The organism is Acinetobacter sp. YH12096 (assembly GCF_013419215.1).
Lineage (GTDB): Bacteria > Pseudomonadota > Gammaproteobacteria > Pseudomonadales > Moraxellaceae > Acinetobacter > Acinetobacter amyesii.
On the sequence record NZ_VPAM01000026.1, the window covers coordinates 24,036 to 47,271 of the forward strand.

General features: G+C 38.8%; 18 protein-coding genes. 7 read left to right on the forward strand and 11 right to left on the reverse strand.

Going from position 1 to position 23,236, the window contains the following annotated elements; genetic code table 11:
• The first annotated feature begins 23 nt into the window (after positions 1-23).
• The 3 genes from FTU36_RS11720 (at position 24) to FTU36_RS11730 (ending at position 2,164) form a co-directional block, all read left to right on the forward strand.
• Positions 24-890 (forward strand): lysophospholipid acyltransferase family protein, encoded by an 867-nt coding sequence (locus tag FTU36_RS11720; protein ID WP_180117991.1) that lies wholly within the window; start codon positions 24-26, stop codon positions 888-890.
• A 125-nt stretch (positions 891-1,015) separates the two neighbouring features.
• Positions 1,016-1,234 carry a hypothetical protein gene (locus FTU36_RS11725; RefSeq protein ID WP_111885360.1) on the forward strand — a complete coding sequence of 73 codons (219 nt, stop codon included), beginning with the start codon at positions 1,016-1,018 and terminating at the stop codon, positions 1,232-1,234.
• Between the two features lie 39 nt (positions 1,235-1,273).
• On the forward strand, positions 1,274-2,164 hold the full coding sequence (locus FTU36_RS11730; protein ID WP_180117993.1) for a capsular polysaccharide synthesis protein: 891 nt from the start codon (positions 1,274-1,276) through the stop codon (positions 2,162-2,164).
• 107 nt (positions 2,165-2,271) lie between these two features.
• Here the strand turns inward: FTU36_RS11730 and FTU36_RS11735 are convergent, their stop codons facing one another.
• The 3 genes from FTU36_RS11735 to FTU36_RS11745 are packed head-to-tail and all read right to left on the reverse strand — an operon-like array spanning position 2,272 to position 5,292.
• Entirely contained in the window at positions 2,272-2,997 is a 726-nt protein-coding gene (locus tag FTU36_RS11735; protein ID WP_257224846.1) for a DUF4422 domain-containing protein, read from the reverse strand.
• Complete coding sequence (gene glf / locus FTU36_RS11740) at positions 2,997-4,148, reverse strand: UDP-galactopyranose mutase (protein ID WP_180035817.1); 1,152 nt, start codon at positions 4,146-4,148, stop codon at positions 2,997-2,999. The genes FTU36_RS11735 and glf overlap by 1 nt, the downstream gene beginning before the upstream one ends.
• Positions 4,149-4,206: 58 nt before the next feature.
• A complete protein-coding gene (locus tag FTU36_RS11745) occupies positions 4,207-5,292 on the reverse strand; it encodes a glycosyltransferase family 4 protein (RefSeq protein WP_180035816.1) in 1,086 nt (361 codons plus the stop codon).
• 178 nt (positions 5,293-5,470) lie between these two features.
• On the opposite strand from FTU36_RS11745, the gene FTU36_RS11750 reads away from it, so the two are divergent.
• Together FTU36_RS11750 and FTU36_RS11755 are read left to right on the forward strand one after the other, a co-directional pair.
• A complete protein-coding gene (locus FTU36_RS11750) occupies positions 5,471-6,439 on the forward strand; it encodes an ELM1/GtrOC1 family putative glycosyltransferase (RefSeq protein WP_180117995.1) in 969 nt (322 codons plus the stop codon).
• A 1-nt stretch (position 6,440) separates the two neighbouring features.
• Complete coding sequence (locus FTU36_RS11755; RefSeq protein ID WP_180117997.1) at positions 6,441-7,379, forward strand: glycosyltransferase family 2 protein; 939 nt, start codon at positions 6,441-6,443, stop codon at positions 7,377-7,379.
• Here FTU36_RS11755 and FTU36_RS11760 read toward each other — a convergent pair.
• The 5 genes from FTU36_RS11760 to FTU36_RS11780 form a co-directional block, all read right to left on the reverse strand.
• Positions 7,376-8,182: a polysaccharide deacetylase family protein gene (locus FTU36_RS11760; protein WP_180117999.1), complete on the reverse strand. Its 807-nt coding sequence runs from the start codon at positions 8,180-8,182 to the stop codon at positions 7,376-7,378. The two genes, FTU36_RS11755 and FTU36_RS11760, sit on opposite strands and share 4 nt — an antisense overlap.
• 12 nt (positions 8,183-8,194) lie before the next feature.
• Positions 8,195-9,085: a mitochondrial fission ELM1 family protein gene (locus FTU36_RS11765; RefSeq protein ID WP_180118001.1), complete on the reverse strand. Its 891-nt coding sequence runs from the start codon at positions 9,083-9,085 to the stop codon at positions 8,195-8,197.
• Positions 9,086-9,168: 83 nt separating this feature from the next.
• Positions 9,169-10,095 carry a branched-chain amino acid transaminase gene (locus tag FTU36_RS11770; protein ID WP_078191262.1) on the reverse strand — a complete coding sequence of 309 codons (927 nt, stop codon included), beginning with the start codon at positions 10,093-10,095 and terminating at the stop codon, positions 9,169-9,171.
• A gap of 18 nt (positions 10,096-10,113) precedes the next feature.
• Positions 10,114-12,873, reverse strand: a complete 2,760-nt coding sequence (gene glnE / locus FTU36_RS11775; protein ID WP_180118003.1) for a bifunctional [glutamate--ammonia ligase]-adenylyl-L-tyrosine phosphorylase/[glutamate--ammonia-ligase] adenylyltransferase — start codon at positions 12,871-12,873, stop codon at positions 10,114-10,116.
• 92 nt (positions 12,874-12,965) lie between these two features.
• Entirely contained in the window at positions 12,966-14,252 is a 1,287-nt protein-coding gene (locus FTU36_RS11780; protein WP_180118005.1) for a sensor histidine kinase KdpD, read from the reverse strand.
• Between the two features lie 1,437 nt (positions 14,253-15,689).
• On the opposite strand from FTU36_RS11780, the gene FTU36_RS11785 reads away from it, so the two are divergent.
• Entirely contained in the window at positions 15,690-17,924 is a 2,235-nt protein-coding gene (locus FTU36_RS11785) for an NADP-dependent isocitrate dehydrogenase (protein ID WP_180118007.1), read from the forward strand.
• A gap of 190 nt (positions 17,925-18,114) precedes the next feature.
• Positions 18,115-18,414, forward strand: a complete 300-nt coding sequence (locus FTU36_RS11790) for an HNH endonuclease (protein WP_180004595.1) — start codon at positions 18,115-18,117, stop codon at positions 18,412-18,414.
• A 398-nt stretch (positions 18,415-18,812) separates the two neighbouring features.
• Here the strand turns inward: FTU36_RS11790 and FTU36_RS11795 are convergent, their stop codons facing one another.
• The 3 genes from FTU36_RS11795 to FTU36_RS11805 form a co-directional block, all read right to left on the reverse strand.
• On the reverse strand, positions 18,813-22,064 hold the full coding sequence (locus FTU36_RS11795) for a type I restriction endonuclease subunit R (RefSeq protein WP_218954407.1): 3,252 nt from the start codon (positions 22,062-22,064) through the stop codon (positions 18,813-18,815).
• A gap of 83 nt (positions 22,065-22,147) precedes the next feature.
• Positions 22,148-22,612 (reverse strand): hypothetical protein, encoded by a 465-nt coding sequence (locus tag FTU36_RS11800; protein WP_257224847.1) that lies wholly within the window; start codon positions 22,610-22,612, stop codon positions 22,148-22,150.
• Between the two features lie 38 nt (positions 22,613-22,650).
• A complete protein-coding gene (locus FTU36_RS11805) occupies positions 22,651-23,190 on the reverse strand; it encodes a DUF2939 domain-containing protein (protein ID WP_180118013.1) in 540 nt (179 codons plus the stop codon).
• Positions 23,191-23,236 lie beyond the last annotated feature (46 nt).

Below are 23,236 nucleotides of genomic sequence, written 5' to 3' on the forward strand. Positions count from 1 at the left end.
TAAATTTTGAGACCTTGTGATCCATGTACTTTATGTTCAAAATCATCGCGCTATTGCCACTTTGGCTGTTACAAAACTTGGCTTTGATGATCGCGTTTATTCTTAATCTATTTAATTCATCGATCAAACGTATCACTAGCATCAATATTCAACTGGCCTACCCAGACTTGTCCGAGACAGCGCAGAGACAGCTCGTCAGCCAAAGTATCCGAAGCCAATGCCTGACCTATATTGAATTTATTAAATGTTGGGGGATGCCGCCAAGTTATAGCCTGAGCTTATTGAAAAACATTTATGGTGAAAATATCCTCACGGAAGCACTTGCGAATAAAAAAGGTGTCATTGTTGTGGTTCCGCATTTTGGCTGCTGGGAACTACTCAATGCATGGCTGAACTTGTATACAGAACCGATGATTATGTATAAACCGAATAAAAATAAAGGGATCAATCGTTATCTGTTAGAAGCACGTGAGAAGTTTAATGCAACCTTAGTCCCGACAGATGAAACAGGGATCCGTGCCATTTTTAAACATTTGAAACAAGGTGGACTAACAGTCATTTTACCTGACCATTTGCCAAAGGCTTCAGGCGGCATATATTCCAATTTTTTTGGGCAAAATACTTTATCGATCACGCTGGTTTCAAAGCTTGCTGCAAAAACCCAATGTAATGTCATCGGCTTAAGTTGTATTCGACAACCCAACTTAAGGCACTTTGATGTGCATTGCCAAACCTTAGCAGAAGAGATTTCCTCTAAAGATTTACAATGCTCAGTCGACGCACTGAACATCGCGATGCAAGACATCATTAACCAAGCACCTGAACAGTATATCTGGTCTTATAAACGCTTTCGGGTCTGCTTTGGCAATATCAATATGTACCGCAAATAAAGGTGATCTAAGAACATCTCAACCTTTAGAGTTGTGTTCCACAGGCTTGAATTAATCTTATTCAATTGAGATCGATTATCGACAGTGGCATAATAGCCTCAATTTCCACTTTAAGTGATTCTCCTATGGCTATGCGTCCTGAAGTCCGTCGTCGTGCAATCGTGTTGATTGTTTTTTCTGTCGTACAATGGTTGTTCATGCGCTACATTTTAGCCAATGAATTATTCAACTTAACCACCTATAACCGAATCGTTTTATTCTGTGTCAGCAGCCTTGCAGGTGCATTATTAATCTTTGTCGGTTTGATTTATATGGTGTTGAAAGGTAATGCGGATAAAGAATAATTTAAATTAGGCTACTCATTCAAAATAATGGTATTACACTTGAACTTGACATATTTACGACTAATTAAAAAAGCTCCCAAATTCTTTAAGAAACTTGGGTTAAATTCTTTAGAAAAATCAGCTCAAAAATACTATCAAAAGTCGTTACTTCAATATTTATATGAACAGAATGGATACCTATTTGTAGATGCTATAAATCAGTCTACAAACTCATCTTCCGATATAGTCTGGGTATGTTGGCTCCAAGGTATAGAAAGTGCCCCTCCACTTGTCAAAACATGTATTAACTCTATAAAGCAATACAATAGCAATGTATGCCTAATAGATATTAATAATTATAAAAAATATGTAGATATTCCTAATTTTATTATTGATAAGCTCAATAATAAAATTATCACTCCAACTCATTTTTCAGATATTTTAAGATTTGCATTATTAGCTAAACATGGTGGCACATGGATAGATGCTACCTATTTAATTCTAAACAAAGTACCTAAACAAATGTTAATGAATGATTTCTTTACCCTTTCTAGTAATCATTCTACATTTAAACAGTGGATTCCGGAGGGAAAATGGTCTGGTAATTTTATAAAATTTAGTCCTGGTGACTCAACGCCAAAAATCATTTTTCAATGTTTTTTAAACTATTGGGAAAACAATGATTATTTAATTGACTATTTTTTAATTGATTATTTAATAAAACTCAATTATTTAAACAATCTCACATTTAAACAACAAGTCGATAATAACGCTCCTGAGGCCGATAACATCTTCTTACTTGCAGAAATACTTTTCGAACCTATCACGCCTACAAATAATTATCGATTAGAACAAGACAGTATAAAAATTTATAAGCTTTCTCATAGAGTTGATACCCTATCACAGAGTATCAACAGCACATATTACGAGAAATATATATTAAACAAATAATAGACCTCTTGCGAAAGTATAGTTTTATCTAATTTTTGAATTGGCTAAAGCCTCATAAAATATAGCTTTTGGCTGCTTAAAATGTGACTAACGCAAGAAGTCTAATATTATTTCATTACGACATCAATTTCACTTACTTTTATTTCATTATTATGATGCAATAAAAACACATTAAATAATCGCTCAGACAAAAAACCAAATATTCTTTTTTGATATGAATTATAAGAAGAAATATCTAATTCTTTTTCAAGCTCAAATAAAATTTTAAACATCCAATTACAGTATTTGTCTAACCAAATTTTATGCATGACAAACATATTGAATAAAGATATTCCTTTAATCGAATTACTCAAACAATCAAATGCCTTAATATATTCAGGACTATTCTTCTCAATTATTTGACGTAATAACATAAAGTCAGCCAGATAGTGATCTTTTTCATAATGTTCTTTAACGCTAATAGCTTTTTTTGAAAATCGTAATCCAAAAAATTTTTTAACTTTAAAGAACTGATTTCTCTTTGCGACCCAAATATGATTTTCAGCTAATTGGCTAATATCATTTGTTGTTAGTAGCTCACCTTGTTGATTCACAAAATAACGTCGATAATGTACTAATCCTAATATTTTTGCCTCAGAATTTTTCCACATCCAATACAAAGCTGTTAATTCACAAAATGAAGCGTTAAGGTGAGATATATGATCTCCAGTATTATCACCGATAATACCTAGATCTAATAATGAGTTTTCCTTTCCCACATGAATCGGAATATAAGGCTCTATACATGGAAAATCATATGCTTTGTGCGTTGCGATGTAGACCTCATGTTTCATCAGGAAATACCCTCCTGATGGTAAAAACTTTCAATCAGTTTTCCTTGTACGATATCTTTAAGCATTTTTTTTGACAAATCTAAAGCCTCTCTTATTGTTACATCCATATCCATATAACGATAAGTTGCTAAACGTCCTGCAAATGTTACTCCTCGCTCATCCCGAGCAAGCTTTATATATTCATCTAAGATTTTTTTGTCATCAACCAATCTAATAGGATAATAAGGAATATCTTTTTCTGTGCATGCTCGACTATATTCTTTAAAATAAATAGTTCGATGATGTTCTTCCCAAGGTGTAAAGTGCTTGTGCTCTGAAATACGTGTAAATGGAACCTCTTCATTTCCATAATTCATTACTGCAGTACCTTGAAAATCTCCTTCCGCCTCAAACTTAATAAAATCTAGAGTTCTATAACCTAAATGACCTTTTTTGTAATCAAACCACTCATCAAGCTTGCCCGTCCAAATGATATGATCAAATTCATTTTTTAATAAAGCATCGAATTTTGTAGTAAGTTTAATAGCAATATTTTCATGCGATAAAATATTTTGCACTAAATAAGTATAACCATCTCGAGGCATACCCTGATATTTATGTGAAAAGTAATTATCATCATAATTAAAACGAATAGGCAAACGCTTTAGAATACTGGCAGGCAAACTACTCGGTTCACATCCCCATTGTTTTTTAGTATAACCTTTAAAAAAAGACTCATATAAATCTTTACCAATAAACTTTAAAGCTTGCTCCTCAAAGTTTTTTGGTTCTTGAATATCATCTGATGCAATTGATTTAATCCAATCCTTTGCCTCTTGAGGGTTCATACTTTTTTTATAAAATTGATTAATCGTATGTAAATTAATTGGTAACGAATATACTTCATTATTATATGTTGTTTTCACACGATTAATGTAAGGAACAAATTCACCAAACTTATTAATATATTTCCATACTAGTTCATCACTTGTATGGAAAATATGTGGCCCATAGACATGCTCCATGATCCCTGTATTCTCGTCTCGTAAAGTATGACAATTTCCAGCAATATGAGAACGCTGATCAATCACCGTGATTTGATGTCCGTGTTGGGCCAACTCTCTGGCAATAACAGCACCTGTAAAACCAGCTCCAACTATAAGAAAATTCATTATTTACTCTATCAATCTAAAGGTTTACGCAACTCTATATTTAAAAAACAGTTGAAATTTAAGACTTTGCTCTTAAACTATTAAAATACTCAACCACTTCTGAAATAAACTTATTATGCTCTTTCGCAATTTGTTCAAAGCAATAAATATTTAATGCTTCTTGTTTTGCATTTTGTGCAATTTCTAATGCTTCATCTGGATGATTTATCAGATATTCAATACCATTAGCCAAGTCTTCAGGATCTCCAACTTTACTAACCCAAGCATTTTCACGATGCTTACATACTTGCATAGGTCCAATATGATCACTACTCAATACGATCTTTCCCCAGCCAAATGCATCTAAAATACCGAGTGGTTGAATATCAGTTAATGAGGTAATCGCCATCATATCTGCTTGATGATAAATCTCGACTTTTTGTTGAGCATCTACCCAGCCAGGAAATTTTACTAGATGTTCAATTCCGAAGCTCTTTACCATTTCTTGATATTCTTGTTTATTCTCGCCATCACCAGCAAGAATAGCATTTATAGATATTCCTCTTTTATTAAGTATATGAATAGCTTCAATTACAACATGAACTCCCTTATTTGGAATCATTCGTGTCAGCATGCCAATAGTTGGTGGAGATTTCAAAGGAGATGGAAGTGCTGGCTCATCAGGTAAATGCATAAGATTTGAAATGACACGATGCATTTTATGTTCATCTTGCTCCTTAGTGAGCCTTGATTTAACTAAATCCTGAATATAAGGAGTAATATGAATAAATGCATCTGCACGCACTGTCCGTTTCACATTATGACTATGATTAACTGCAATAACAGGAATTTTCTTTTCCATACCAATCATAGCATTCTTGAAAAGCCATACCGCTTTTCCACTATGAGCGATTACAGCATCCGGTTGTTGCTGTTGGATAAAATTTCGAACCTTCATGGCAGCAATAATGCTATAGAATCCAGTATTTGGAATTACATGAATAGGACGTTGACCACTGCTTAAATGTTTATTTTCCTCACCGCGCAATAGAACAACTTCATGTCCTCCTATCTGCTCTAAGGTATCGGCAATATTCAACATAGCTTGCCATCTACCGCCAGTTGCATCACCATATACAGTATTAATAATCTTCAATTTTTTCAAAATATAACCTTAAAACAATTTAAGCAGTGACCCTTTATCTCAATATTCTAATATTTTAAACTTATTTAATCTATTCCCCTTTCTTAAATTCCACACCCTTAGCTCATAACTAGCAGTTCTGACAAATTTAATGAATTTTGCTACCATACCAAATAGATAGATCAAACTTTCAAATATTATGAAAAGCAAACCTAGCCTTGCAGTTCTCCTGATTCATGACCAACGTGCTGGACATTTAAATCCTAGCCTTGGCGTATATGACTGCCTAGAAACAGCTTATGCAACAACTTTAAAAAATGCAGAAACTCCCGATATAAAAAAATGGCAGATCAGCCTGTTAAAAAAACTGACTTGGTATCCTTATTTATTCGATCTTTGCTCACGTATTCTTTTTAATGATTTGTCACTCAAGCAAAATATTGACTGTATTATTTGTTCAGGCATGCCAAATTTGCTCTATGGCCTTGCGATAAGCCGGAAATTAAAAGTTCCAATATTTTATGCGGGCGATTTGCGCAAGGTAAATGGACAGTTGGTCAACTGTACCATTACAGCACTAGAACAAAAAACGGACTCTGACCAAGTAGTGCTAACTACCCCTCCAGTAAAAAAAGACTTTTTTACCTTACAGTATGATCAGCTTGATCAAACTACGGCTTTATTAGTTTTAGGTGGTCCGACAGATGAGCATCCTTTTTCAACTGAAGATTTTGAAAAAATGATTAAAAAATTTATTGCTTTTTGTGCTCAAAATCAGTTGAAAGGATTAATTACCAATTCTCGCCGCACACCTAATTTAGAAGGCTATTTTCAAAAGACCTCTATTCCCTCAAATATTCAATTACATTTAGTTCAAACTGAAAATGCTTTATCTTTAGTGCAGCTTATTCAACAGTCCAGCTATATTTTTGTTACGGAAGACAGTACCTCCATGCTCGCAGAAACAATTCAAAGTGGCCGTTTTGTCAGTTCCATATATAGCCCTAAGTCTATTTTAGAACCTTTAAATAAGAAATATATTGAAGCTCAACTCATGCAGCGACAAAAGCTTGAAGAAATCTTTCAGTATCCAAGTATTAGAAATACCCAAGATTTAAACTCATCAACCCCAATTACCCAAGCTTTTAAACGTAATTTAGGATATTAAAATGATTTCAGTCATCCTCACTCATTACAATAAAGGCCTATTACTCAATAGAACCATTGAATCACTACAACCTCAAAATGAAAATTTACACGAAATTATTGTGGTAGATGACTGTTCTACAGACCCAGAATGGTGCAAAAACAGTAAATATCTACTAGATACTTACCCTAAAATTAAAATCATTCAAAATACAGATAATAAAGGCCCAGCTGTTCGTTTAAATCAAGGTGCATTTTCTGCAACAGGTGATTATCTATTTTTTATGGATGCTGATGATGTTTTAGCACCTAATCGTCTCAATATGTTTTTAGAAGAAATGCAAAAGCAAAATGCCGATTTATGTTATGCAGAAAAAGTAAAAATTCACGATCTGAATGAAATTCAGAAGCATACTCTTGCAACATGGCAATTTAGCACCACACCTTTAAATTACGTACTTGAAAATAATATTATGCAGATGTGCGTTATGTGTACACGTGACTTATTTAAAAAATCTAAAGGTTGCAATGAAAATATATTTATTCAAGATGAATCACTAGCTTTAAACTTAGCTAAATATTCAAAAAAAATAATTTCTAGTGGCTTACATAGTGTTTTTGTTATTTTAGATGAAACCGAAACAAAATCTATCCGTGGAGAAAACCGTCTATCTCGCCATCTAGAGCAACAACACCATGATATGTTCTTCACAATTGATGATTTTATCCAAGATTACCCAGATATTACTGAACAAAATAAAAAACTACTGATCAAAAAAGCGATTTCAACCTATTGGAAAAGTATACGCCATACACCACAGAAAAATTTTACAGACTTTCTTATTTATTTAGCTGCGCGCATTGATCCAATTCAAACGTGGGACAAACACCACATGAAACTCACTAGCTATTTCAATCAATTAAATCATGTAAGGAAAATTAATAGCAGGGAGAGCAATTAAGCTCTTTTCCCTAATTTCATCCGCAACTTCACCGCAAACATTGAGTCCTTACCACTAACTTTAATCCGTTGTAATTGCATAAAGTCGGGACTTAGGCCATCAATACCCTCTTTGGTGGTCACAGCATTGCTATAACCTGCCTGCTCTGCTAAACACACATCGCGCTCAGAATAAATACCGAAAGGATAGGCAAAACTACTCACAGACATTCCAATTAATTGCTCTAATTGTTTTTTCGATTCTCTAAGTTCAAACAAGCATGCTGCATCATCCAATTTATCCAAATTGGCATGTGTCAAAGTATGCGAACCAATTTCAACAAGACCACTATGTGCCAGATACTGAACTTGCTCATCATTCAGTTTAGGTTCACGTGCCAATTCACCACTATTATGATGGGCTTTTTTATAAGTCGACCAGTCACGATCATGGCGATCAACCACCACATAAATAGTGCCTTTGGCTTGGTACTTTTCTAGTATGGGAAAAGCATTTTCTAAGTTATCTAAATAACCGTCATCAAAGGTAATCGCAACTGTTTTTTCTGGATGTTGCCCCCAATTTTCAACCAATTCCTGCATGGTAACGAAGTGAAACCCTTCTTTTTTCATCCAAGCGACTTGCTTTTCAAATTCAGCAGGTTTCACTCTTAATTTATTAAACTTCGCACCATCAAAATGTTCTCGGACCATGTGATACATTAAGACACGTGGTCTTTTCCAATCTACTGCCGGTTTCCACCATGCATATTTAAGACTAAATGCAATCATCAAAACCAACAGAAAAATGAATATATAAATCACGGTTAAGACCAGTTATTTTGTCAGAAGATATGTTGCCACACGATCCGCTTCTTTAAAAGCACTAGGTTCAGCCAATTGCAAAATTGAACTTGATAAAGAAACCAGGCCCTTTTGCAAAATCAAATCTATTGAACCTGTAATCCGATCTTCCTTCAACCGATCCACTTCAATCACCCCGACTTTACAACCCGCGGTGAGAGCCTCGTAAATCATTGAAACACTATCTTCAGTTACCCAAACCGCTTCGGCTTTTTGCATTTCTTCGAAAATCCAACCTTGCGGAGTGTCTTCAACTGGGAAAATCTGTACTTTTTCAATATTCTTTAACTGTTTTAATTCTGCTAAAAACGCTTTTGGTGTGCGCCGTGAAGTGGTCAAAATGATTTCTGAATTTAGATTCTGCTCGACTATCTGTTCAATTGCATGAAGTACTTTAGCTGCATTCCACTGATGGCGTTTTGAAGAGCCACCCAAAGCGATCAGGATTCGACCATGCTGATGCCGTTCTTCATTTACAATAGGATTTAACGCACCTTGTGTCGTTAGTACTTTATTAGATGCCTGAATACCATCGTGCTGTGGAATCACCGCATAATCAAACCATGCAAACGGCAAGCTTGGTTTCATTAAAATAATAGTTTTGGCTTTGTTATACACTTTGCCTAACAGCCATACCCTAAAATGCGTATGGCTGCCAACACCAAAAATATAGGTCGGCTCGTGTTCTACAGCATGAACTTGATGGCTAAATAGCGCAGAAATAAGTGTCACTATAGATAAATCATCAATTGAAATTTCTTGAAATGTGACTGCTTCCTGAGATTGGCGCTGCATGGCTTTAAATAAACCCAAAGCTTGTGAGCGATGTCCTGCTTTACCATCACTGACATAAACAATATGCATAGTCACGTTCCCAAAAATTCAATATCTTCAAGCCAATAAAAAAGGCGAAACTTAGTTTCGCCTTTTCATCTTAACCGATCAGCTTATTTTACGTAAGTTAACCAGTGCGCATATTTAGGGTCTTTACCCTGAACCGCATTAAAGAATGCAGTTTGGATTTGCTCAGTGATTGGACCACGACAACCTTCACCAATTTGACGGTCATCATATTCACGGATTGGCGTCACTTCAGCAGCAGTACCTGTGAAGAATGCTTCATCAGCGATATAGAATTCGTCACGTGTAATACGACGTTCAACCACTTCAAAACCAAGGTCTTTCGCAATCGTAATAATGGTTTGACGGGTAATACCATCAAGTGCACCACCCGCGATGTCAGGAGTATGAATCACGCCATCACGAACTAAGAATACGTTTTCGCCTGAACCTTGACATACATAACCTTGTGGGTCGAGTAACATTGCTTCGTCATAGCCAGCATGTGCCACTTCTTGGTGTGCAAGAATTGACAAAGTATAGTTACCAGATGCTTTTGCTTTACACATGGTCACGTTTGGATGATGGTGCGTAAATGAAGACGTTTTAACACGGATACCCTTCGCCATCGCTTCATCACCAAGGTAAGCACCCCAGCTCCATGCAGCAACAACGGCATGAATGGTATTGTCAGTTGCTGCAATACCTAATTTTTCTGAACCAATAAAAATAATTGGGCGTAAATAGCAAGAAGCCAATTTATTTTCACGAACCACATCAATTTGAGCTTGTTCTAATGCTGCATGATCAAATGGGACTTTCATTTGATAAATTTTTGCAGAATTTAATAAACGCTTAGTGTGTTCTTTTAAACGGAAAATAGCCGTTCCATTCGGAGTTTCATAAGCACGGACGCCTTCAAACACACCCATGCTGTAATGCAATGTATGTGTTAATACGTGAGTTTTCGCCTCACGCCAGTCAACTAATTGTCCATCTTGCCAAATAAAACCATCACGATCAGCCAAGTTCATGGCACACACTCCAAATTTTTATACACAGTCATTTTTATCCAATGCAAACGTTGCAGTTGGATCAATTAATCTTTGCCATAGCTTGCAAACGACCACTCGGGTATCGTGCCAATCGTCAGCTGAAACTTGCATGGATTGATTCGCAAGTGCTAAACGGTGGCTCTCGGCTCGTTCACGGAGATAAGCTTGAATCAATGCTGTCGCATCGGCGCTGGATAAGCAATCCGTTCTTGCGGCATCCTCAAGGATTCGTACGTTGTCAGAGTAATGGGCGAGATCGGGATTCGACCCACTCCATGCTAATACTGCATACTGTGCCATAAATTCGATGTCAACGATACCACCTGCATCTTGTTTTAAATGAAAAATTCCATCTTTTTGCTGCTCTTTGGAAGAACCTAGATGGTCTTTCATTTTTTGGCGCATTTTGAGCACTTCTGCACGAACATTGTTCTCATCTCGTGGCTGCGTCAAAATATTGCAACGCAAGTTTTCAATTTCAATCCGTAAACTGTGCTCACCTGCAATGGTTCTGGCACGAACCAAAGCTTGATGCTCCCAGACCCAAGCATTTTTATGTTGATATTGCTCAAAGGCTTTTAAGCTGGTCACCAACAACCCCGCTTCTCCCGAAGGTCGTAAACGTGTATCCACTTCATACACTCGACCATCTAGGGTTTGCGTGGTCATTAAGGACATAAATTTTTGTGCCACCCGCATGGCAAATTCAAAGCCACTAATTGGTTTCTGTCCATCGGTATCGGCTTGTTCGTCCATATAGTGAATAAACACCAAATCCAAGTCCGAACCATAACCCAACTCGATGCCACCCACCTTGCCATAGCCAATTACCGCGAAAGCCGTGTGATCAATCGAACAACGTTGCCCTTCTGCATCAATTGGAAAGCCATGCTTTTTGGCAACAATTTGATATGCCAAATGCAAGGTTGCATTCACAGATACTTCAGCAATATCGGTCAATGCATCCGATACTTTCATCAACGGACTTTCGGCCAAAACATCACTAGCAGCTACTGCTAAGACATTGGATTTTTTAAATAATCGAAGAACACGCATCTGATCTTCAACTTGATCAATTTCAATTCGAAGCAGTTGTTGACGTAGAGAGTCTTCTAAATCTTTACGCTTTGGCAGCTCAAAATCCATCGACAAAAACTCATCTAACAGCACGGGATAATGCGTCAATTCTTCGCAGATCCAAGGACTGACTGTCGCCATTTTCACTAATCGTTGTAATGCCCCTTTGCTCTCAATCAGCATCACCAAATAGACCGTACGGCGCAGCACCGACTCCACCAAAGGCATGAGACGTAGTAAGGCCACCTGAGGTTTATCTGACTGTAATATCGCTTCAATAAGATGTGGCCAAAAGGTTTTTAAGCGCTGTACCGCCTTGGCAGGTAATTTTTTCAGTGCATGTCCATACCAAAATTCGTGAATTAAGTTTTTGGCATCATCATCTAGAACATCGTTCAACTGGGCTTCTAAATGACTAAAACTTTCCAATAACGGATCGGGTTCTTTTTCTTTAATAAGATGTTCAAATTGATAAATGACTTTGGCGCGTTTCTGATTGAGCACATTCAAAAAGTCATCCCAAGATGCAAAACCTAAAGTATCTAAGATACGTTGGCGGGGTTCAGGCTCATGTGGCAACGACTGGGTTTGCTGATCATTGAGCGCTTGTATTGCATGTTCAATACGACGTAAAAATAAATACGCATCTTCTAAATCAGCAACCGCGGTTTTTTCTAATAATCCAACTTCACCTAAATGATGCAGACTCACTAAACATTGACGGTCTTGCAGCTCGAGTTTTGAACCTCCATAGATGAGCTGAAAAACTTGAACAATAAACTCTACTTCACGAATTCCGCCTGCACCGAGTTTAATATCATCTTCGATATTACGACGTAGCACTTCACGTTCGATCATGGCTTTCATGTCACGCATAGCTTCGAAAGCGGTGTAATCGACATATTTTCGGAAGACGAAAGGTCGGGTCATTTCCAGTAACTCGGCGCCTTCTTTACCGCCCGTGACGATACGTGCCTTAATCCAAGCATAGCGCTCCCATTCACGTCCATGCTGGCTTAAATATTTTTCTAATGCCGCATGACTGATTGCCAAGGCAGAACCATCACCCCATGGGCGAAGGCGCATATCTACACGGAAGACAAAACCATCTGCGGTAATATGGTCAAGCAAGTAAATTAATTTCTGGCCCCATAAAATACAGAACTGCTGCACATCAATACATTTTCGACCGTTGGTTTCACCCTGTTCATCAAAGGCAAAAATAAGATCAATATCACTTGAAAGATTAAGTTCCTGCGCACCCAGTTTTCCCATGGCAACCACAATCAGGTCTTGAACTTTCCCCTTATAGCTTAGCGGTTCGCCATATTTCGCGATCAACGGCTTTAGTGCAAAATCTTTTGCCGCACAGATGGATGCATCGGCAAAGTCTGAAAGCTCTCGAGTTAAGGTGACGACATCGGTGAGTTGATTGGCATCTTGCCAAATCCAACGAAACATCAGACGTGCGCGCAGCACACGAATTGCACGCATCCAGCTATTTTCATCTTGGATATCGGCAAGGCTGCTTACGACAAAATGTTGAATTTGTGCTGTACTGAGCGAGGTTTGAAACTGATCAATTGCATAGTCTTGTTCTAAACTGGCCTGATGGATTCCGAGCACCTGTTCAGCATATTGACTGGCACGTAATGTTTTCTGCAATTGCTCCGTATTCATTTCACAAACCCTAGCGTGATTTTTTTCTAGTTATAACAGTTGATAACGCTTAGGGAAAAGTATTTTTAGGCTTTTATACCAATAGACGCGCTTTAAAGCTCGCTTAAGGTCGCATCTTTCTGTGCATTGCAGCTCTCGGTACTTAGGGTTTGATGCAGACTTGTCGCCTTTGGCAGCCAGACTTTAAATTGTGTGCCTTCACCTTCTTTCGAGTTCACCACAATTTCACCCTGATTCAAGTCCACAAAGCGCTTACACAGCACTAAACCCAACCCCGTACCACGCTCTCCTGCCGTACCTTTAATACTGACAGTGAGTTTTTGCTGAAATAAATCTTCAATCTGAGCTTGGGTCATACCCAATCCCGTATCTTGAATGGTGAATAAAATCCGTTCACCATCTTGTTCGGCAGAAATCGTCACCACACCTCTACCATCGGTATGGGTAAATTTCAATGCGTTTGACACCAAGTTTTGCATCACTGATGTGATCATATTGATATCTGCATTGACTTTAATGCCTTCAGGCACGGCATTGATCAGTCGAATATTTTTCTTCACAGCCAAGCTATTCAAGACATCACTTACGATTTTTGCAGACTGATGTAAATCAAAATTAATCGGGTGATAAACAAAGCGACCACCTTCTGCCATAGCCCAGTTTAATAAGCTTTCTAAAAGGTTATACGTCGACTGTGTGGTGTCATATAAATAGTCTGCAATATTTTGCACACTTGAATCATCTAAGGTATTGCGTTCCTGCGCCAAAACTTCAGAAAAGCCCAATAGACCATGAAAAGGCGCTCGTAAATCATGAGCAATAATTTGGAAAAATTTAGTTTTACTAAAATTGAGTGCCGACTGCTGTTCATAGGCTTCTTTTAATTCGGCATTTTCAACGCGGAGTTGAATGATATTGACTAGACTTTGTACAAATTCTTCGACAATCTTTAATTGTTTAGCTTCAAATGCAGTGACTTGATCATCAAACAAAATTACTTTACCAATTGAATCCTGATTATATTTTAAATCGAATGCCACTAAACGCCGATGCCCTAAACCCAGTTCCTGCATATAGTCACAGTAAGCTTGGTAATTTTCAGCATCGTGATCTATACGGGACTGTTCAGCAAAAAACTGATCGAGGCGATCATCATCGGCTTCGGCCAAAAAGGCTTTAAATGTGTGCTCTGAGGCATACCAGATATAAGGTTCATTTTTAAATGCGAGGACAGCATTATCGACTTGCACAATACCACGCGCGAACTTTAAAAATTCTGCAATGCGGTTGTCGTCCGTATAAACCCCCATCAATAAAGACAAACGACAGGCAGTTAATAATTCGGTTTGTGTACCAATATCCAGTAAACGTAAAGCCATCCCGTTGCTCTCCTCAGGGTTTATCTTAAAGATAAAAACCAACTGTTCTGTTCAAGATTAATAGCAAAAATAGCCCAAACACTCAATAACAAAACCCAACAAAAAGACAAACATTATTTACGAATGCGCTATTTAATCGAACTTTCATCCAATTAGAAAATAAAAATATCTATAAAGAACATCATATTAAATGCAATACAAAAATTAAAACAATAAAATTAGAAACTTAAATTAATTTAAATTTTATTGACTGTTTATTTTAAATCGTACTTTTCGCGTTTTATTCAAACTAAAAACATGACCAAAAGAAATATTCACTTACATAAGACCTAAAAAACTAGGCTTAATTTTCTTTAACCACATCACAAAAAAATAGTGATATTTATGACTATTCTATGACCAAATTGCTCAACAAAATGCATGTTTCAGTCAGCTACACTAAATGAATCTATTTTTAAGTTTTTCTATTAGACTAATTTATTAGTTTTTATCAGTTGTGAGTATCGTTGCTGCTTTAAACTAGACCTTCTCGCTTTTTCTTTATTAACTGATGTTACGCACGTAAAAGTACTTATGCACTTTTAAAATGATTTTTAAGTCTATTCGACGGAGTCTTACATCTAAGGATTGAATAAAGGGATTAGCCTTCGGCTGGAGGTACTTTTGTTTCGGCAAAAGTACCCAAAACCATTGTCATCCGCAAAACTCGTTCACTACCGTCAAATTATTCAAAGCATCGCAAAAACATTTTTGATTAGAAGTAGTCCTGTCTCAAACACTTGCGGATGACCTTACCGCGTATCGTTCTTTTATTTGAAGCAAATTGCGCTTTGATGGTTACTGCGTAACATCAGTTATTAAACTAAGCTAAAGATTCGATTTATGCTTCTGCTGTACATAAACTCATTCACCCAAATGACTGAAGCTAAAAAATAGCCATGCATTATTCATCAGATATATAAGTTATCGTATAAACATTCCGCGAGCGTTCAAAGTCAAACGGAGCATCAAACTCACGTCGTTCTTTTATAAAGTCACCAATCCTGACTAATTTTCGAACTTACGCACCAAATCTACACCTAAAAGCTAAGGCTTTCGGTTTGACCTGCCCTACGCTTTGCTTTACAACTAAAATTCGAACGAGCTATAAAGAACAGATCAGCCCAAAAAAAATGATTTAAATTTAATTGTTCAATAGCTTTAAGCTATGAATAACAAGCTTTCAATATTCCCCTTCTCGGTTTTGCGCTAAAATTGGGCGTCAAACTGCACTTCTTTTGTATCATTTTTCTACGAAATGACCACATCACAGGATCTTGCGTTGACTGAAAAGCAATGAACCCCGATACTTTCATAGTTTTATTTAAGCAAATCGGTTCATAGAGGCGAGCCACAAGCTCGGACCTCAAAGACACAATCTAAAGCAAGGGGCTATATATGGCTGGTGGAAAGTCAACTATCATCTACACACTGACCGACGAGGCGCCATTATTGGCGACTTACTCTCTGCTGCCGATCATTGAAACCTTTACTAAACCTGCTGGCGTTGAAATCGTTAAACGCGATATCTCAGTTGCAGCACGTGTACTCGCTGAATTTTCAGACTACCTAAGCGAAGAACAAAAGGTGCCAAATAACTTGGCAGAGCTTGGACAATTAACCCAAGATCCAAGCACAAACATTATCAAACTTCCGAACATCAGTGCTTCAGTTGGCCAATTAACTGCTTGCATTAAAGAATTACAGTCTAAAGGTTTTGCAGTTCCGAACTACCCAGAAAACCCAACGACTGAGGAAGAAAAAGAAATCAAGGCGCGTTATAGCAAATGCCTAGGTTCTGCTGTAAACCCTGTACTTCGTGAAGGTAACTCTGACCGTCGTGCGCCTACTGCAGTAAAAAATTACGCGAAGAAACATCCGCACTCTATGAGCGAATGGAAACAGTGGTCACAAACTCACGTTTCTCACATGGACGAAGGTGACTTCTACCACGGCGAAAAGTCTATGACTTTAGACCGCGCTCGCAATGTAAAAATGGAATTGATCACTAAGTCTGGTGAAACTGTTGTTCTTAAGCCAAAAGTTGCGCTTCAAGACGGCGAAATCATCGACTCAATGTTCATGAGCAAAAAAGCACTTTGCGACTTCTATGAAAAAGAATTAGATGACTGTAAAGAAGCTGGCATCCTGTTCTCTTTACACGTAAAAGCGACCATGATGAAGGTATCTCACCCAATCGTTTTCGGTCACTGTGTGAAGATTTACTACAAAGAAGCATTCGAAAAACATGGCAAATTGTTTGATGAGTTAGGTATTAACATCAACAATGGTATGTCTGGTCTTTACGAAAAAATTGAAACTCTTCCGACTTCTCTTCGTGAAGAAATCATTGCTGACTTACATGCTTGCCAAGAACACCGTCCTGCACTTGCAATGGTTGATTCTGCAAAAGGCATCACTAACTTCCACTCACCTAACGACGTAATTGTAGATGCATCTATGCCTGCAATGATCCGTGGTGGCGGTAAAATGTGGGGTGCTGACGGCAAACAGTACGACTGTAAAGCTGTAATGCCTGAATCTACTTTCGCGCGTATCTACCAAGAAATGATCAATTTCTGTAAATGGAATGGTAACTTCGATCCACGTACTATGGGTACAGTTCCTAACGTTGGTTTGATGGCGCAAAAAGCTGAAGAATACGGCTCACACGACAAAACTTTCGAAATCACTGAAGCGGGTGTTGCAAACATCACTGACCTAGAAACTGGTGAAGTGTTGATGTCACAAAACGTGGAAGAAGGCGATATCTGGCGTATGTGCCAAGTGAAAGACGCTCCAATCCGTGACTGGGTGAAACTTGCTGTGACTCGTGCACGCAACTCAGGCATGCCTGCGATCTTCTGGCTTGACCCGTACCGTCCACACGAAAACGAATTAATCAAGAAAGTTCAAACTTACTTGAAAGAGCACGACACTACTGGTTTAGACATTCAAATCATGTCTCAAGTACGTGCTATGCGTTATACACTTGAACGTGTTGCTCGTGGCCTAGATACAATTTCTGTAACTGGTAACATCCTACGTGATTACCTAACAGACTTGTTCCCAATCATGGAATTGGGTACTTCTGCGAAAATGCTTTCTATCGTGCCTCTAATGGCTGGTGGCGGCATGTACGAAACTGGTGCGGGTGGTTCTGCGCCTAAACACGTACAACAACTTGTAGAAGAAAACCACTTACGTTGGGATTCTTTAGGTGAGTTCTTGGCGCTTGCTGTTTCTCTAGAAGAAATGGGCATCAAAGAAGACAACGCGAAAGCTAAACTTCTTGCAAATACGCTTGATGCTGCGACTGGTAAATTGCTTGACAATGACAAGTCTCCATCACGTCGTACTGGCGAACTTGACAACCGTGGCAGCCACTTCTACCTTGCTAAATACTGGGCTGAAGAACTTGCTGCGCAAGACGAAGATGCAGATCTTAAAGCGAAATTCGCTCCTCTTGCTCAAGCTCTTGCTGACAACGAAGAAAAAATCGTTGCAGAACTTGCTGAAGTTCAAGGTAAAGCTGCGGACATCGGTGGTTACTACGCTGTAGATACAGCGAAAGTAAATGCTGTAATGCGTCCAAGCGCAACGTTAAATGCTGCTCTTGATGCTGCTCAATAAGTTGATGCAAAACTAACTTAAGTTAGTGATGTAAAAAAACCAGCGCTTCGGCGCTGGTTTTTTTTACCCTCATTTCTATAGTATTATGACAACTCTTTCATTTAATACTTTGCTCTAAATTTTATGAATGTGATTTATCAAAGGTAGGCTTTTTCATCCAACTACAGCCATAAAATAAGGAAAACCTAAAATGGCAAATTCATGGGGAATACCAAAGCACATAGAAGATGTGGTCTCGGAGCGAGACCTGTGCTGTGTATATTGCGGCAAAAAGTTTGGCACTGAAAGAGCCAACAAGAAGTCTTGGGAACACATTATCAACGATATAAGAATTACAACCTTAACCAATATTGCATTGTGCTGTGTTGGCTGCAATGCATCTAAAGGCAATAAAGACTTAGCAACTTGGTTCCACTCTGAGAATGCTCGAAAAAGAGGTGTCAACACTGAGACAATTGCAGATGTCATCAAAGTAGCTTTAGATAGTTAATAAATCTTTTAAATACTACAAGCCCTATAAGACACCCGATCAATCACATTTGATTATTGTATTGATCTAATAATTTAAGCTTAGCATCTGATTCCACCATGAGTACCCAAACAAAATTCAGGTACTCATTTTACGAAGTGACCACCTGAAACGTGGCTAGTGAAATCATTGGAAATTTTCTAGGAATTTTATATAATTCATTACTTTTAGACATAAAAAACCCCAAGTCTTAATAAGCTTGGGGTTTTTTAGAATTTTGGTCCCGAGGGTCGGACTCGAACCGACACATCATCTTATTGATTTACATTAACTTATCAAATTAACAGCCCACCTTGGATGTCTTCATGGATGTCTATTACCAATAATGATTCAAATGTCTGCATAATAACCAAACAGTATCATGCAGCAGATATTTGGTCTGAATTAGCCAATTCATCAGCCAATTGCTCTGCTTGTTCAAGCACTGTCTCTGTTGCAAGCAAAGCCATATCTGGTGGATAACCATAACGTTTAAGCAATCGTTTCACTACGACCCTGAGCTTCGCTCTAGCAGACTCTTTTACAGTCCAATCCAAAGTAACATTCTTTCGAATTGATTCTGTGAGTACCACTGCAAGTTCTCTGAGAATATCCTTCTGCATCAACTCTCGAGCACTGTCGTTGTCTGCAACTGCAGAGTAGAAAGCATATTCGTATTCAGTCAGGTTGAGTTCTTCTGCCAGTTTGTCCGATTCTTGAATTGCTTTAGCTAACTTAATCAGCTCATCAATTACTTGGGCCGCTGTCAGCACCTTGTTCTGATAACCTTTAATTGCAGAACTCAGCATATCCATGAGCTTCTTACCCTGAGTAACACTACGTTGCTCACGAACCTTGATTTCATCACCAAGGAGCTTCTTCAGTGTCTCAAGTGCAATGTTCTTATGTTGATAGCCTTTCATCTCTTGCATGAACTCATCAGAGAGAATTGAGATGTCTGGCTTCTGGATTCCTGCTGCATCGAAGATGTCGACAACTTGTTCTGTGACAAGTGCTTGATCAATTGTTTGCTTCACCTTAGCTTCAAGCTCAGCATTACTCATACCTGAGATTTTGCCTGAACCATCACTAAACTTTGCTAATCGTGCTTTGACTGCTTGGAAGAATGCAACGACAGGAGCTGCTTCCATCGCATGTGCATGCGGTACTGCTAAAGCAAATGCCTGTGACATCGCTGCAACTGCTGTTAGGAAACGAGTCTTACCTTCACCTTGGTCTACACCTAAGATATGTTCTTCTGCTTCAAGGATAATGTTGAGCTTACGAGAGGTATTCGCTGTGAAGTATTCTTGATAATTGAAGCCATGCATAATACCGTCAATGACTTCGAGCTTCTCTTGAAGAATGGTTGCAGCTTCATCCTGTACTAATGCAGGATCACCTTTACCGCCAGCTTCAGAATAGAATGAGAGTGCTTCTTTCAAATCAGATGCAATACCAAGGTAATCAACAACAAGTCCACCAATCTTGTCCTTATAGACACGGTTCACTCGTGCAATGGCTTGCATGAGATTGTGACCTTTCATTGGCTTGTCGATGTAAAGTGTATGCATACTTGGTGCATCGAAGCCAGTCAGCCACATATCACGCACAATGACGAGCTTTAGCTTGTCGTCATCATCTTTCATACGATTCGCTAAGAGCTGACGCTGTTGCTTGGTGGTATGGAAGCCAGCATATTCAGGACCATCTGATGCAGATGAAGTCATTACAACTTTGATGACACCATCATTTAGATCATCGCTATGCCATTCAGGCTTAAGCTTCACGATCTCTTTATACAGATTAACAGCAATCCTTCGAGACATGCTGACGATCATGCCTTTACCTTGGTTTGCATTGGCAACAAGACGTTGTTCAAAGTGTTCTACGATGTCTTTAGCGATTGCCTTGATACGTTCTTTACTGCCGATCAGTCCTTCAACTCTCGCCCACTTCGCACGCTCTTTTTGTGTTTGGTTTAAGTCGTCTTCACTGAACTGTTCGTCGAAGTCCTCAATGAGATCCTTACCTTCATCACTAATAGCAATTTTAGCCAGTCGGCTTTCGTAGAAGATCCGAACTGTTGCTCCATCTTCTACAGCTTGTGAGATGTCATAGATGTCTACATAGTTACCGAATACTGCTGGTGTGTTTACATCAGTCTTCTCAATAGGTGTTCCAGTGAAGCCAAGGTAAGTGGCATTCGGTAAAGCATCACGCATGTACTTGGCAAAACCATAGACAGTACGCTTACCGACTACCTTGCCATCATCATCTTTAACATCGACTTCTTTAGCATTGAAGCCATATTGTGAACGATGTGCTTCGTCAGCCATAACAACAATGTTGGTTCGATCTGAGAGCTGCTCGTAAACACTGCCACCATCTTCAGGTTGGAACTTTTGAATGGTTGTAAAGATCACACCACCTGAACCAACCTTGAGTAACTCTTTAAGTTCTTCTCGGCTATCCGCTTGCTTAGGTGTTTGTCTTAGCAGTTGGCTTGATGCTGCAAAGGTTCCAAACAGTTGATCATCTAAGTCATTACGGTCTGTGATGACAACAACTGTTGGGTTATCCAATGCCAAGACAATCTTACCCGTGTAGAACACCATAGACAGCGACTTACCCGAGCCTTGGGTATGCCAAACTACACCTGCTTTCTTGTCACCTACTGCTTGTTGCTGTACAAGTTCGAGCTTACTTCTGCCTTGATGTTGCATCGCAAGTTCTGCTGACTTCGAGTCCGAAGACATTGCAGACGCACGAATGGTGGATAGCACTGCTGCATTTACTGCATAGTACTGATGGTATGCAGCCATCTTCTTAATGGTCTTAATAGTTATTAAGCCATTGGCATCTTCTTGCTTATTGGATTCAAACACAATGAAGTGTCTGATCATATCGAGCAGTGTCACTGGATTGAGTAAACCATGAATCAAAACTTCAAGCTGTGCCTGTGTCTTCTTGGCTTTGGTTTGACCATTAGAAGTCTTCCATGCCATGTAACGACTCAGGTCTGCTGACACCGTCCCTGCTTTCGCCTCTAAACCATCAGAGATGATGTTGAAGGCATTGTAGGTAAATAGGCTTGGGATTTGGCTCTGATAAGTCTGGATCTGCTTATATGCGCCTTCTACAGTGGCATTCTCATCGGTAGCATTCTTGAGCTCAATAACCACCAAAGGTAAACCATTCACATAGAGGATGATGTCAGGTCTTCGTTCCCAACGGTCTTCTCTTATAGTGACTTGGTTGACGACAAGGAATTCGTTATTGCTTGGATTATTGAAGTCAATGAGCCAAGCATATTCACCTTGAGTGTTACCATCTTTGCTAACTTCAATGTTGACACCTTCAGTCAGCAAACGGTGAAATGCTTGGTTATTGGTGAGTAAATCAGGGGATGAGAGATTGGTGATTTGCTTGAGCGCTTCAATACATTTATCTTCGCTCAAATGAGGATTAAGACGTTGTAATGCTTCTAGCACCTTGGCTTCTAAGATGACCTGCTTATAGCTTCGTAGAGGGTTGCTTCCCTTGGATTCAATATCAGGCCCATACACATAGGTATAGCCCAAACCCTCTAGTTGCTCTATCGCCATCAACTCAATGTCTGATTCAGTCATCTTAGTCACTTGAATACTTCCCCCTAAATTTGTCCATAAAGCCGGGACTCATTAATTATTATCTGATGTAAAGTTGAGAAACCTTATTCATCGTCCTGCACGTTATAGCCATACTTCTGTACTGCATCCTCAATAGATCCCTCAAACTTATGACAAGCATAGAGGTAGAGTTCAGCATCAACCATTAGAACACCTGGTACACCTAAACCATCATTGAGTGGAATCAGAGTCTTTTGTGAACCAATCTGAACTGTTGGTCGTTTGTATGAGCAATTCACAGTGACTTTATGTGGCGATCTGTTCCAGTCAATTTTCTTGGCTTCCCACTCACGACTACCGCCCAGCAAGGTGACTTGAATCTTGGATTCAGTCGCTGTCTTATTCAGTTGTTTGTAAGAGACAAACTTGGCGACTGAACAAGGAGAGTGATAACAAGTTTCTATGACTTTACCTTTTTGTATACCGCTATGATTGAATTTAGCTGGTGCTGCTTGGACAGTGGCAGCAAAGCCAACTACAGCAATCAAGCCAAATCCCATTTGAGTCATGCGCTTTATCATTCTGTTTCCCTCTTATTCTCTTCTACTTAATCCATCGGCACAGCGATCTTGTGAATCTTCCAACTTAAGCCATCACGAACCATGAGCACTTTGACTTCTTTGGATTGATCCTGATCTTTAATGACCACCTCAAAGTCATTTAGGGACGTGTAGCCCGCTTCATATTCTGGCTTAGGTTCTTCTTTTTCTTGGTTTGATGAATCTTGCCCACCGATTGACTGCTGTGCTGATTGCTTTAGGTCTTTGCCTTGTAGCATTAGAGTCATCCCTTCAGGTGTGACAAAGCCATCAATCATCTTATCGACCATGGTAGAGGCGAGCATGGCACCTAGTGCTGCGAAACCATCATCTTTTTGGTTTACCATCTCTTTCATCATCATGGCGTTCATTTGGTCTTTGAAGCTCTGACGAACACTTGGATAGTCGATGTACTTCGATACTGTATCGCTATCACCTGCCTGCGCTGCTTTCTTGATGTTATTGATGGCAAGGTATGGTGTTGCATACAAATAGCCACAGATCACTACGACTAGAGCTATGATTGCCCCTATCAGCTTCTTATTCATGTTTACCCCTGGATGTAAAAAAGGTGAAGCCATCAAATGACTTCAC